At 48.1% G+C, this 13703-nt stretch carries 8 protein-coding genes; 3 read left to right on the top strand and 5 right to left on the bottom strand.

Going from position 1 to position 13703, the window contains the following annotated elements; genetic code table 11:
* Positions 1–59: 59 nt before the first annotated feature.
* The 3 genes from GO755_RS09915 (at position 60) to galB (ending at position 5148) form a co-directional block, all read left to right on the top strand.
* Positions 60–1277 carry a PepSY-associated TM helix domain-containing protein gene (locus GO755_RS09915; RefSeq protein WP_157584585.1) on the top strand — a complete coding sequence of 406 codons (1218 nt, stop codon included), beginning with the start codon at positions 60–62 and terminating at the stop codon, positions 1275–1277.
* 200 nt (positions 1278–1477) lie between these two features.
* Positions 1478–2599, top strand: coding sequence for a glycoside hydrolase family protein (locus GO755_RS09910; protein WP_157584584.1), 1122 nt, complete (start codon positions 1478–1480; stop codon positions 2597–2599).
* A 161-nt stretch (positions 2600–2760) separates the two neighbouring features.
* Positions 2761–5148 carry a beta-galactosidase GalB gene (galB, locus tag GO755_RS09905; protein WP_227686910.1) on the top strand — a complete coding sequence of 796 codons (2388 nt, stop codon included), beginning with the start codon at positions 2761–2763 and terminating at the stop codon, positions 5146–5148.
* 65 nt (positions 5149–5213) lie between these two features.
* On the opposite strand, the gene GO755_RS09900 is transcribed toward galB, so the two are convergent.
* The 5 genes from GO755_RS09900 to GO755_RS09880 form a co-directional block, all read right to left on the bottom strand.
* A complete protein-coding gene (locus tag GO755_RS09900) occupies positions 5214–6578 on the bottom strand; it encodes a M56 family metallopeptidase (protein WP_157584583.1) in 1365 nt (454 codons plus the stop codon).
* A complete protein-coding gene (locus GO755_RS09895; RefSeq protein WP_157584582.1) occupies positions 6575–6946 on the bottom strand; it encodes a BlaI/MecI/CopY family transcriptional regulator in 372 nt (123 codons plus the stop codon). Before GO755_RS09895 ends, GO755_RS09900 begins: the two co-directional genes overlap by 4 nt.
* A gap of 175 nt (positions 6947–7121) precedes the next feature.
* Positions 7122–8006 (bottom strand): cation diffusion facilitator family transporter, encoded by an 885-nt coding sequence (locus GO755_RS09890; RefSeq protein WP_157584581.1) that lies wholly within the window; start codon positions 8004–8006, stop codon positions 7122–7124.
* Positions 8007–8161: 155 nt separating this feature from the next.
* A complete protein-coding gene (locus GO755_RS09885) occupies positions 8162–9337 on the bottom strand; it encodes an efflux RND transporter periplasmic adaptor subunit (protein ID WP_157584580.1) in 1176 nt (391 codons plus the stop codon).
* Between the two features lie 14 nt (positions 9338–9351).
* A complete protein-coding gene (locus GO755_RS09880) occupies positions 9352–13692 on the bottom strand; it encodes a CusA/CzcA family heavy metal efflux RND transporter (RefSeq protein WP_157584579.1) in 4341 nt (1446 codons plus the stop codon).
* Positions 13693–13703: the final 11 nt, after the last annotated feature.

Genomic DNA, 13703 nt, shown 5'->3' with positions numbered 1-13703 from the left:
GTTCTGAAGAAGGCAGCCTCTATTATTTAAATAAACCCGTCCGTAAGTTTTTCGATCTTATGAGCCGAAATACGATTTCCAAACGAAAAGAATCTTCCCGAACTCGTTTTTACCGAATTTCGGCCTGGTTGCACCTGTGGTTGGGATTGGTTGCTGGTATCGTCGTCATTATTGTTTGCCTGACAGGTTGCATCTGGGTGTTTCAGGAGGAAATCACCAGTGCATTCCTCGACCCCGAGTCGAACGTACCTTATCAGAAAAAGCCGGTTGTTCTACCCTCGCAGCTCATGGCTATTGTCGACAAAGAGTTTCCGGGAAAGCGCGTTGGCTCTGCTGAATACCATCAGGGAAGAGCCATAAACGTAAACTTAGCTGGGCAGCGGGATGAAGGAGCTTTGCTTAAAATCAATCCCTACACGGGTACCATTATCCGTAAAATTGACCCCAAATCACACAGTGTCGACTTTTTCGAATGGATTCTGGAAGGGCACCGTTTTTTATGGCTTCCTTACCAAATAGGTCGGCCGATTGTCAATTACAGTACGTTAATCTTTGTTTTTACACTTATTACCGGTCTGGTATTGTGGTGGCCGCATAAATGGACCAAAAGCACACGTGAACGAAGCTTCACAATTAAGTGGACGAGTTCGGCTAAACGAGTCAATTACGATTTGCATAATGTGCTGGGCTTTTATTCCCTGCTGATCGTGGCGGTCATTGCTATGACGGGAATGGTCTATGGCCTTGAGTGGTTCGGGAAAGGAGTTTATTGGACCACTACAGGGGGAACATCATTGCCCGGCTATGACAACCTTTCTTCCGATACCCTGCAAACCCGCCGACCTTACACGCCTGCCAAAGCTATGGATATAGCCTGGCAGCGAGCGGCTAACCTGCATCCAGATTCAAAAGGGTTTTATATTTCTTTTCCAGATTCAGCCAATCACAAAGCCGTTATCATCGTAACGGTTTATCCATCGACGGGGGTAATTTATGATAATCAAGGCTACATCTATGATCAGTTTACGCTCAGGGAACTTCCCAAAGACAAAATCTACGGCCAGAAATTCTCGCAGGATTCATTCGGAAACCAACTCCGCCGAATGAACTATGATATTCATATCGGCACGGTTCTGGGGCTTCCGGGTAAGGTGTTGGCTTTTCTCGTCAGCCTGATTGGCGCTAGTTTGCCGATTACAGGATTCATTATCTGGTGGGGAAAAAAGAAAAAAGGAAAGTCGAAAGGCAAAAAGACAAAAGTACAAGCATCGATATAAGTAACTGAAATTAGAAGAAAAGGCTGTCTTTAGAGGCAGCCTTTTCGTTTTACTAAAGGCAGGAGTTTTTCTGAAAGGAGAGACGATAAATTATCCACGCTAACATGCTACAATCTTCAGGAAAAATAATAGATAGATATAGACTTAATCACGGATAGATTTGTACTCTGAGTCACCATCAGCCCTAATTGACCAGCGTAATGACTTTATCGAGCATCCGAATTATACTTCTTTGCCTTCTATCCACACCAATTTTTGCCCAATCTGCGCGTATTTCCGACGCGCAGATGCAGCGAATTTATGCCGAAGTCAAAACGCCATTTAAGTACGGGTTAGTAATGACTCCTGCCGATAATTCGCGGAAGATGGATTGCCCAACGGTGTTCCAAAAAGGCAACAAATGGTACATGACCTACCTGATTTATGACGGGCGTGGCTACGAAACCTGGCTGGCAACAAGTAAAGACCTGTTGGATTGGAAAACGCTTGGGCGGATCATGGCCTTCTCTGACAGTACACAGTGGGATGCCAATCAGAAAGCGGGGTATAATGCTTTACAGAATTATCAATGGGGTGGTAATTACGAACTGGAGAAATTCGATGGTAAGTACTGGATGTCGTATATCGGTGGGCCTGCGAAGGGCTACGAAGCTGGCGATCTGTCGATTGGCGTTGCCTATACAGCACAGGACCCCTCAAAAGCGCACGAGTGGCAGCGACAATCAAAACCCGTTTTGACGGCAAAAGACACTGATACGCGCTGGTGGGAAAATCGGAAACTGTACAAAAGCACAGTCATTCATGATCCCAAAAAACTGACTGGGCATCCGTTTGTGATGTACTACAACGCGAATGGCGATACAACTGGCGTAAATAAAACGCGCTGGTTTGAACGTATCGGAATGGCCGTGTCAGATGATATGCTGAATTGGAAACGGTTTCACAAAGAGCCGGTTCTAATGCATTCGGCTGGTATTACAGGCGATGCCGTTATCCAGAAAATGGACGAGCTCTACGTCATGTTCTACTTCGGGGCCTTCTGGGAAGATCGGAAAGGTGCTTTCAACCGCTTTGCTGCCTCCACCGATTTAGTCAACTGGACCGACTGGACAGGCGATCATCTAATCGAGCCGTCGGAGTCCTATGATGACTTGTATGCGCACAAATCGTTTGTTGTGAAGCACAAAGGTGTGGTTTATCACTTCTATTGCGCTGTCAATAAAGCTGATCAACGCGGTATCGCAGTGGCCACCTCAGTTGATTTAGGCAAGAGCAAGAGCAAGAAGAGTTTCGTAGCCCCACCTGTCACGAAGAAGCCATGAGGACGATGTTGTTTCGTGGCTCTTGTGGTGTCAGATGCTTTCATCTGACACGAGAGGTTTCTCAAAACCTCGTGTCAGTGGGTTTTGAGAAACCTAAAATGTCGGTTATGAGTAACCGACACCACATAGTGCGACGTCAAATTGGGCTAATCTGCTCACTAATGAGCTTACTCACCTCCCCAATCTTCGCCCAAAACAACCCACGTACCATTCTTGATTTCGACAAAGGCTGGCGATTCTACTTAGGGGATGAGCCTAAAGCAAAAGACGTAGCCTTCAATGATTCAGACTGGCGAAAACTGCCTTTGCCTCACGATTGGAGTATCGAAGGACAGTTCAGCGAACAACATCTGAGCACTACACAGGAAGGCGCTTTGCCTACCGGAATCGGCTGGTACCGGAAAGTGTTTACTGTACCAATTTCTGCAAAAAATAAAGCCATATTTATTGAATTTGATGGCATTTATCGCAACAGTGAGATCTGGATTAATGGGCATTTATTAGGTATTCGGCCCTATGGTTACAGCTCATTTCGGTATGAGTTAAGTAAGTATTTGAAATTCGGAAGCGAGAAAAACACATTGGCCGTGAGGGTCGATAATGCAGCGCAACCCAATTCACGATGGTATACAGGATCAGGTATTTACCGGAATGTGCGGCTGGTAATGACCTCGCCAATTGCTGTTAATCAGTGGGGTACGTTCGTTACAACGCCCACAGTTTCAAATCAGAAAGCAACCGTTTCGCTGCAAACCAGTATTCGTAATGCCACCCGAAAGTCGCAAACAATTCGAATCGTAAGCACAATTCTGGATACTTTTGGAAAAGCAGTTGCTACCCAAACGGCAACGTCAGTACAGCTTAAGGATACACTCACAATTGTTTCGCAACAGTTCGATGTTTCAAATCCACTACTTTGGTCGGTTGAGAAACCTTATCTGTACAAAATCATAACCCAAATCTACAGCCAAAATCAACTGGTCGATTCCTATGAAACACCACTGGGCATTCGTTATTTCCATTTCGATCCGGCCACCGGTTTTTCGTTGAATGGCCAGCCGATGAAGATTCTCGGGGTTTGCCTCCATCACGATCTGGGTGCATTAGGTGCCGCTGTAAATCGTCGCGCCATGCAACGCCAGCTTGAGTTACTGAAAGCGATGGGCTGCAATGCCATCAGAACAGCGCATAATCCGCCCGCTCCTGAATTTCTGGACTTGTGCGACGAAATGGGCTTTATCATCATGGACGAAGCGTTCGACATGTGGAAGAAAAAGAAGTCGAAGCAGGATTACGGTCTCAGTTGGGACGCCTGGCACAAAACCGACCTCGAAGACATGGTTCGTCGTGATCGAAATCACCCGTCGATTTTTATCTGGAGTATTGGCAATGAAATTCGTGAACAGTTTGATTCAACGGGTATTACAATCACAAAAGAGCTAGCGTCAATCGTTAAAAAGCTGGATACAACCCGCCCCGTTACCTCAGCACTGACCGAAAACATACCCGATAAAAACTTCATCTATCGTTCGGGTGCTTTAGACTTGTTAGGTTTCAATTACAAACACGAAGCCTACGCAGACTTTCCGAAGACCTTCCCCAATCAGGCGGTACTTGCCTCCGAAACAGGCTCATCGCTACAAACGCGCAGGCATTATGATATGCCTTCCGATTCCGTGCGGATGTGGGGAAAAGGTGGCCCCGCCAACTTCAAAGATGGTAATCCCGACTGGACGGCATCGGCCTATGACAATGAAGCCGCTTATTGGGGTTCGACACACGAGCAAACCTGGAAAGTCATCAAAAAATTGCCGCACATGGCGGGGCTGTTCGTCTGGACAGGCTTTGATTATTTAGGTGAACCTCATCCGTATCCGTGGCCAGCCCGAAGTTCCTATTTCGGGATTCTCGATCTGGCTGGCTTTCCTAAAGACGTGTATTATTTATATCAGTCAGAGTGGACGAACAAGCCCGTTCTGCACATCTTTCCGCATTGGAATTGGCCAAAAGGAAAGACTGTTGATGTGTGGGCTTACTACAACCAAGCCGATGAAGTCGAGCTGTTTCTGAATGATAAATCTTTGGGCGTTCGTAAGAAAACCGGTGATGATCTACACGTCATGTGGCGCGTTACCTACGAACCCGGTACGCTGAAAGCAATCTCCCGAAAAGGCGGCAAACCTGTGTTAACTCAAACGATTTCAACGGTAGGAAAGCCTACCAAAATTCAACTAATCGCTGACCGAACCACACTGAAAGCTGACGGAAAAGATTTAGCCTACATTACCGTAAATGTGCTGGATGATCAAGGTAACCTTGTTCCCGATGCCAATCACCTAATTACGTTTTCTATTCAGGGTGAGGGTATAATAGCTGGCGTTGACAACGGCTATCAGGCAAGTATGGAACCCTTCAAAGCCAATTACCGCAAGGCGTATAATGGCAAGTGCCTTGCGATCATTCAGACGAGCGAAAAGGCGAGAAAGATACGTGTGAAAGCTACGTCTGAAGGATTGCAGGGGGCAGTTCTTGAGCTAATCAGTCGTTAAGTTATACCTAAGCCCAACGAATTCAACGTTCTATGCCATTAAATCCGTTGGGTTCACTAGTCTAATTACCGGCCATTCATAGCCTTTGTCTTGTGATCTACCAGGACTAAAAAAGGCGACTCAATCGACTTTTTTACATACTTTTCATAAAACGGTTTGGTCATCAGACCAATCTGGAAATAGTATTTACCATAATTAGCGGCATTTTTCTCCAGTTTACTGGAATAATAAGAACCAAAATCCTGTGGTGTATATTGGTTCAGTTGCTCGTTCGGTACACGCTTTTCGTCGATCCATATCCCATACTTTTGGCTATTCCCCCAGTCGCTCAGTTGCGCTTCGGTTGGTACTAACTCAGGCGCAAAAGGAATGAGTCGAACCTGTTGTTTTTCGCTGGTAGATAAATTCGAAAACTTCTTACGAGTCTCTTTTCGCCCACCTTTCCGGATTGGTAACATAACGTAGTTATCGCCATATAACCGTTCCATTTCCTCCACATTAGGTTTCGATTGCAACCGATTGGGTGTTGCGGTCTGTACATCAGCTGTTGGTAGCTGCTGCGCCGAACTGACATTTCCCAATAAAAGGCACAGCGTTCCAAACAGCAACGCTGTGCTGCCTCCAGTCAGCCAAATCCGAATAGGTGTTGTGTGTTTAGTCATCATAATCAACCGTTGTTTTGTGGTTTGAAACGTTAGCGAACTGGTTAAGGAAAGCTGTCCCGTGAGCGTTAGTTTGCTCAGCAAAAGACGTTGATAATGTGGTACATCCTGATACGTCTGGGTAACCGCTGCGTCGGCCAGGAATTCGTGATTAAGCTGAATAGCTCGTTTAAACCAGCTCAGCAACGGATTGAACCAACCAAAGCAAAGAAGCAATTCAACGAATAGGACATCGAGTGAATGCCGCTGTCGAATGTGTGTTAATTCGTGCGTTACCAATTCATTTTCTAGCTCGTTCCGACTATAATCAGGGAGAAATAAGTAATGCAGGAACGTATACGGTGATCCATTTCCGGGCAATTCGACTAACGTAGCTCCATGAAAAGACTGTTTCGGATGGGAATAAATTTTACGAGCCAGCGTATACAGGTTTTTCACAAATCGACCCAACATCACCGCCGTTACGATACCATACAGCCATAGACCATACGCTGGGCCAGCATTAGTCGGCACTGTGACTATCTGGGTTGCTGGGCGTGCATTGGTCAGGCTGTACAGACTGGTATAATCGTCCCATACTTCAGGGGTCAATGGAGCCGCATCGAACCAACTGTCAAACGAAATCAATGGAATCAGCATCGAAACCACCAGGCTGCCCAGTAAGTAGAATCGTTTGAAGACGTGCATTTGCTCATTCTCGAGCCAGAGCTTATAAAAGCCGAAGGTGATAATCAGACAAAGGCTGGATTTGAGCAGGTAAACGATCATGACTTTTTCTTATTGAGTTGCTCATCAATAATCTTCTTCAAGTCTTCTAATTCACTGGCCGACAGATCTGTAGTTGCCGTGAAAAAGGATGCAAACTGAGCCGCCGAATTATTGAAAAAATTCTTAATCAGCTCATTAACCTGATTGGCGAAATAAGGCTGTCGTTTCAGGATTGGATAATATTGGCGGGAGTTACCATACTCTTGGTAACCAACTGCTCCCTTATCGATTAGGCGTTTGAGCAACGTAGCCAGGGTTGTGGCAGCTGGTTTGGGCTCATCGTAGGCATCAAGCAACTCTTTCATAAAAGCCTTTTCGCGGCTCCATAGATGTTGCATGAGTGTTTCTTCGGCAGTAGTTAATTTCATTCTACAATTATAGAATTGTTTCTACAAATGTAGAATAAAAAATTTGACTCACGCAAGAATTTTGTTGACTTTTTATTTTGCTTCGACTTAGCTGAGTTAGTGGGTACGTCAGATGATTAAAAAGAATATGCCATATCTTCAAGATATGGCATATGTCGCGCCACAATTCGGCGAACTAAACAGGCTCAATATGCACGAGCACGTCATATACGGCCGGTTTCTCTTTAAGAATGGCCGCTTTTACAGCGTGTGCAATGGCGTGTCCCTGTGTAACAGTTAAATCGCCGGGAACCAGTACGTGTAAATCGACGAAGTACTCAAAGCCGGTCTTTCGAACCCGGTATTTATCGATTCCTTTCACCTGTGGTACGCTCATGGCAAGCGCTCTTAATTCGTTTTGCCAGTCGCCAGCAGGGGTTTCATCCATGATCTCACCGAACGATGGCCGGAAAATGTGATAGGCATTGTACACGATAACGACCGAAGCCAGCAGCGCAGCCCAGTCGTCAGCACTTTCGTAACCAGGGCCACCAATCAGGGCAATGCTGATACCCACAAAAGCCGTTAGGGATGTAATCGCATCGCTGCGATGGTGCCAGGCGTCAGCTTTAACGGCACTGCTGTCTGTCTCATCCCCAACCTTGGCAATGCGCCGGAAGAGCACTTCTTTGACAATCACCACTCCGGCTAAAACCGCCAGCGTAAAAGGCGCTGGGATTTCGTGCGGCACCTGAATATTTCGAATACTCTGCACAGCAATCAGAATGGCCGCACCCACCAGCGCAATCGCCACTACCATAGCGGCTAGCGGCTCGGCCTTTCCGTGGCCATACGGGTGATTCTGATCGGGCGCTTTGGACGCTGTGCGAAGACCAAACCAGACAAAAATCGACGTAACGATGTCGGTGCCCGATTCCATAGCGTCGGCAATCAGGGCGTAGGAGTGGCCCAGCCATCCAGCCATCCCTTTGACCAGCACCAGTCCAATATTAACGGCAATGCCAATCAGCGTTGATTTTTGCCCCCGTTCGGCCTGATGGGATTTTATTGGTTGTTCCATATAGGATGTATTGTTGGCTTTTGTGGAGTCAGGTTCTTCAACCTGACTCGTGAGGTTTCTCAAAACCTATTTAAATGTATACACGAGGTTTCTCAAAACCTCGCTATGTCAGGTTGAAGAACCTGACATCACTGAACGTCACCATACTACTAAAACTAACCAGCCAGCTTAGCGCGTTCGGCGCTGATAAAATAAGCGCCTTGTCGTACAATGGCTGACTGATTCAGTCCTTTGGGTAACACGACTTCGGTCTTATGGTTTTGGGTAATGCCCGTCTTGACCGCTACTAACTCGAATCGGTACGAATCGGCAGCACTGTTTGTCTGACGAACATATACAAACGATTGATTGCCTTCTTTTACCAGCGCATCTTCGGGAAGAGCAATTACCTGATGCGGATCGGCCAGAATAGTGGCCCGTACATAGGAACCGGCAAACAATCGTCCTACATCTTTCGTGAGCAGATTGGCGTGTACTGGTACCGTTTTAGTTTGTGGATCAAACGATTGACCTACCCGATACACCTTTGCCTGTAACTCGCCCGATTGCTGGGAGATCGTAAAGCGAACCTGTTGCCCTTCCTGAACCTGCCGAATGTCGTTTTCGAACACCCGCAATTCAAGATACAAATGCTCTTTATTGACAATTTCGACCAGTTCGTCGGTTGTACCTACGTACTGACCTAATCGTAAATTTACTTTATCGACATAGCCGTTAATAGGAGCCAGCAGCGGAATCGTGCGACTTATCGTGCCTTTTCGCAAGGCTTCAAGCGGAATATGTAGTTGCGATAATTGCGCTTCCAATGACGTCAATAAGGCGCGCGTCGTTTCGTAATCAGCGGTTGATTGTTCCAGTTTCCGGCGGGCACCTACTTCTTCCCGATTGAGTTCGGTTTGCCGGTCCAGTTCCTGCCGTTCGAATCGACTTTTGGCGATGGCCTGCAAGTATTCCTGTTGTAATTTAATGTAATCGGGATGCTCCAGAACAGCCAGAATCTGCCCTTTTTTTACAAAATCACCTTCAACTAGTCGGGTTGATCGCACAAAGCCGCCCATCGGGGCATGAACACTGGCCCAATGATCGGGTGGGGCTTCCAGTTTGCCAGTTGCCTGAATCGTTTCGCCCAATGTCAACGTATCGGGGCCACCCAATTGAATCCCTGTTTCCCGGAACTGGGCATCACTGATTGTTACCGTGCGGGCGGCTGTATGAACGGCCGCTTTGGGTTTGTCTGTCGTCTTATCGTCGGAATGTGAGCAACTTGTTAAAACGCTGATTCCTAGTAGAAAAGGAATAGATAGCAGCCATTTATTCTGTTTGTGTTTCATACGTATATCGTTAGTTAGGGCGTAACAGGTGTAAATCCAGCTAGCGCTTCCTGTTCAATGAGAGACTGATTGTATTGTGTGATGGCATCCAGATACTGCTCCCGGATTTGCCAGGCCTGAGTGGTACTCTGCACAAATTCGAGGTATTCGATGTCGCCACTTAAATAGCTGCGCTCGGCTGTTCGAAGGATGAGATTTGCCTGAGGCAGGGCCGAGTTTTCGTAATAAGCCAATGTACTGAGCGACTGAGCATACTGTTGCTCCCGAATGGAAAGTTCGCCTTTAAGCCGGTGTTGCTGATAGTTCAACTGCCGGTCGGCAATCTGACCTTGTAAACGGGCTATATCGAGCCTTGCGCGTAAGGGAGCCGTGATGAGTGGCAATGATAATCCAATCTGATAGACACCAAAGCCTCCCTGCCTTTCGATGGATTGCGAAAGATAACCCACCCGAAAATCGGGCCAGAATCGCTGTTTTTCCAGATCGACCTGCCGACGGGTGGCTTCAATTTGCTGACGTAACACCGCCAGATGCGGGTTGGCATCCAGCGTGGATGGCGTTTGCGGTGCTCCAGTTTTTAAGCTGCCTGTCGTATCAATGCTTACCAATTCGGTTTGTTGCAGCAAGATGGCCAGTGTTTGTCGACCAATCGAAATATCGGTTTGCAATACGGCCAACCGGTTCAGAATATCACGTTGTCGGGTTTCAGCGGTTACCGTTTCCAGTTGATTCGTAGCCCCCGTTCGGTAACGTACCGCTGCCGCATGAGCTGCCCGGCGGTATAAGCTGTCCTGCGCCTGAAGCAGCTTAACTCGTTCGTAATCAACCCGAAGTTTGTAAAAAGCCAGCCGAATTTGACGAACCAACTCCGTTCGACCAACAGCCACCTGTCGCTCGGCAACGCCCTGCTGCGCCTGGTAGAGTCGTTTTTGCGCTCCATATACAGACGGCATCGCCATTGACTGCATGACCGTTAGGCTATGATCGATGGGGTACGATTGAATTTGGCCCCGCTGGTAATCGACCGTTGTTCGGGGAATATCCCAGGCTGTTTTCTGTAAACTCTGCCCGACTTTCACCTCCAACACTGTAGCCTGTAATCCGCCGTTCAGACGTAAACCTTGCTCAATCGCTTGGTCAATCGTGAGTGGTTGCATTTGAGCTTGAGAGGCAGACAAACTTCCGAATGCCAGGACTAAAATCCCTACAACACAATGGGCAATTGCGGGTCGAGACTGTTCTCCATCTGTCAATTGCAAAGCATGATTCTTACGGGAAGCCACTAAACTGTACAGCACTGGCAAAACGATCAGTGTCAATAACGTGGCCGAGACCAGCCCTCCAATAACAACCGTTGCCAGCGGTTTTTGTACTTCGGCCCCGGCAGAGCTTGATAACGCCATCGGTAGAAATCCCATTGATGCTACGGCTGCCGTCATAATGACAGGCCTGAATCGAACCGCCGTGCCTTCTTTAACCCGTTGCAGTACATCGGTTATGCCTTCGTCTTCAAGCTGGTTAAAATAACTAATCAGGACAATGCCATTGAGAACCGCAATCCCGAACAAGGCAATGAAACCCACGCCCGCCGAAATACTGAACGGCATTCCCCGGAACCATAACGCCAGTACACCACCAATGGCCGACAACGGAATGGCGGTGAAAATCAGGATTGCCTGCCCGAAGGAGCCAAAAGTGAAGAAGAGCAACAACCCAATCAACACAAGCGCTAGTGGTACTGCAACAGCCAAACGCCCTTTGGCTTTCACCAGATTTTCAAACTGACCACCGTAGGTATAGCTATAACCCGCCGGAAGCGGAACATCTTTCTCCAACACTGCTTTCATGTCACCCACCAGGCTTTCCACATCGCGGCCCCGCACGTTGATGCCGATTGTGATACGTCGGCGGGCGTTGTCCCGCGAAATCTGCATGGGTGCATTTTCGTAACGAATGGACGCCAGTTGATCTAATGGCACTTGCTGCCCATTGGGCAAATCGACGTAGAGCTGCCGGATGTTGTCGATGTCCTGACGATACATACTGTCGAGACGCACAACCAGATCGAACCGTTTTTCGCCTTCAAACACCACACCCGCCGTTTCGCCCGCAAAAGCCGCTTTCAGAATCCTGTTCAAACCCGCCACCGAAACGCCGTATTGTGCCAGTTTCGGTCGGTTGTAGGACACCAACATCTGCGGAAGCCCGCTGATCTGTTCGACTTTCAAGTCGGCTACACCTGGAATCGTCTTGAGTTTAGCGGCTGCCTGATTGGCTTTTTTAAATAATACGCCTAGATCTTCGCCGTAAATCTTGACGGCAACGTCGGACTTGACGCCCGTCATTAACTCATTGAATCGCAGTTGGATGGGTTGGGTGAATTCGTAGGTTAAACCAGGTAATACGCTCAGTGCCCGTTCCATTTTCTGGACTAATTCATCTTTCGTCGTCGCTGAGGTCCACTCGCTCGGTTCTTTTAGCACAACAATTACATCGGCCGCTTCGATAGGCATGGGGTCGGTAGGTATTTCGGCGGTACCGATCTTGGAAATCACGTCTTTCACTTCCGGGAAACCATTTTTCAGGATCGTTTCCATCCGCCCCGTCGTTTCGATAGTTTGCCGCAACGACGAACCGGGTTTCAGAGTCAAGCTGATCGCAATGTCACCTTCGTCGAGGTTGGGAATGAACTCACCGCCCATAGTTCCAAAAATTCCCATCGCGCCAATGAGCAAGAGAACAGATGTTGCTAAAACCGTTTTTCGCCAACGTAGTGCGCCATTTAATAGCGGTTCATATACCCGGTAGAGGGCCTTCATGATTCGGTCTGCCAGGGTACCCTCTTCTTTGATGTCTTTGCGCAGAAGTGTTGCGGCCATCATCGGTACATAAGTCACGCACAGCAACATAGCACCAATAATAGCAAAGCCAACCGTCAGCGCCATGGGTCGAAACATCTTCCCTTCAATGCCCGTCAGCGACAGAATCGGCACGTAGACAATCAGGATAATTAACTGCCCAAACAGGGCCGAGCGCATTAGCCGACTGGCTGAGTCCAGCGCAATCTCGTCCATCGACTGCGAGCGGGTGGCTTTTGTATGGACAATGCTGAAAATCATACTCTCGACAATGATTACGGCCCCATCGACCAGTAACCCAAAGTCAATGGCGCCCAGGCTCATCAGGTTGGCTGATACACCAAAAACGTGCATCATACCCAATGCGAAAAGCATACAGAGCGGAATCACTGAGGCTACGACAAGACCTGCCCGCCAGTTTCCCAGCAATAGCAGCAACACACTCATAACAATGAGTCCGCCTTCCATCAGGTTTTTGGCGACAGTGTGAATCGCTTTGTCGATGAGCACTTTACGATCCTGGAATGGCTCGATAACCAGGCCGGGAGGAAGGCTTTTCTGAACTTCAGCAATCCGTTCTTTTATGCCCGAAATGGTTTTTTCGGAACTGGCTCCCTTAAGCATCAGCACGATACCACCGACAACTTCACCCCGCCCATTGCGGGTCATAGCGCCATAACGTACCGCATGGCCTAATCCCACTTGGGCCACATCGCGAACGAGAATAGGCGTAGGACCAACGTTTTTTACGACAATCTGCCCAATCTCGTCAGGCGTTTTTACCATACCTTCGCCCCGAATAAAAAAGGCTTCAGGCCCTTTTTCGATGTAGCTTCCGCCCGTGTTGGCGTTATTATCGGCCAGTGCCTGGACGACTTCCGTGAGCGTGGTATTCATGCCATGCAGACGCTCGGGGTTGATGCTGACTTCGTACTCTTTCAAATACCCACCCAGGCTACTAATATCGACCACACCGGGTACTCCAGCCAGTTGCCGTTTCACCAGCCAGTCCTGCACTGTACGCAGATCGGTAGCCGAATAACGACTCTCAAACCCCTCTTTGGGGCGTATAACATATTGGTAAATCTCACCCAATCCGGTTGTAACCGGAGCCAGTTGGGGAGAGCCAGTCGTCAGCGTTTGTTCAGCGGCTTTGAGTTGTTCCGTCACAAGCTGCCGGGCCAGAAACGTTGGCGTTGATTCCTCAAAAACAACCGTAATCACCGATAAGCCAAAGCGGGAAATGGAGCGGATTTCGGTAACGCCCGGCACATTGCGGAGGGTAGTTTCGAGGGGAAACGTAATGAATTGTTCGGTTTCCTGAGCCGCAAGCGAAGGCGCCTGCGTGATCACCTGAACCTGATTGTTGGTAATATCGGGAATAGCGTCGATGGGTAATTGCCGGAGCGCAAAGGTGCCCCAGGCAATCAATGCCACCACGCCCAGCCCCACCATCAGCTTTTGACTGATGCTGAACTGAATGATTTTATCGATCATAAAATAGATAA

The organism is Spirosoma arboris, assembly GCF_009754945.1.
Taxonomy (GTDB): Bacteria; Bacteroidota; Bacteroidia; order Cytophagales; family Spirosomataceae; genus Spirosoma; species Spirosoma arboris.
The sequence above is the reverse complement of the archived record's forward strand: the minus strand, read 5'-3'. Positions and strand labels throughout refer to the sequence as shown.

Bases quoted from the DNA above. Each gene is read 5' to 3' on its own strand.
- GO755_RS09910 (WP_157584584.1), top strand. From the start codon at position 1,478: ATGACTTTATCGAGCATCCGAATTATACTTCTTTGCCTTCTATCCACA.
- GO755_RS09880 (WP_157584579.1), bottom strand. From the start codon at position 13,692: ATGATCGATAAAATCATTCAGTTCAGCATCAGTCAAAAGCTGATGGTG.
- GO755_RS09895 (WP_157584582.1), bottom strand. From the start codon at position 6,946: ATGAAATTAACTACTGCCGAAGAAACACTCATGCAACATCTATGGAGC.
- GO755_RS09915 (WP_157584585.1), top strand. From the start codon at position 60: ATGAGCCGAAATACGATTTCCAAACGAAAAGAATCTTCCCGAACTCGT.
- GO755_RS09900 (WP_157584583.1), bottom strand. From the start codon at position 6,578: ATGATCGTTTACCTGCTCAAATCCAGCCTTTGTCTGATTATCACCTTC.
- GO755_RS09885 (WP_157584580.1), bottom strand. From the start codon at position 9,337: ATGAAACACAAACAGAATAAATGGCTGCTATCTATTCCTTTTCTACTA.
- GO755_RS09890 (WP_157584581.1), bottom strand. From the start codon at position 8,006: ATGGAACAACCAATAAAATCCCATCAGGCCGAACGGGGGCAAAAATCA.
- galB (WP_227686910.1), top strand. From the start codon at position 2,761: ATGAGCTTACTCACCTCCCCAATCTTCGCCCAAAACAACCCACGTACC.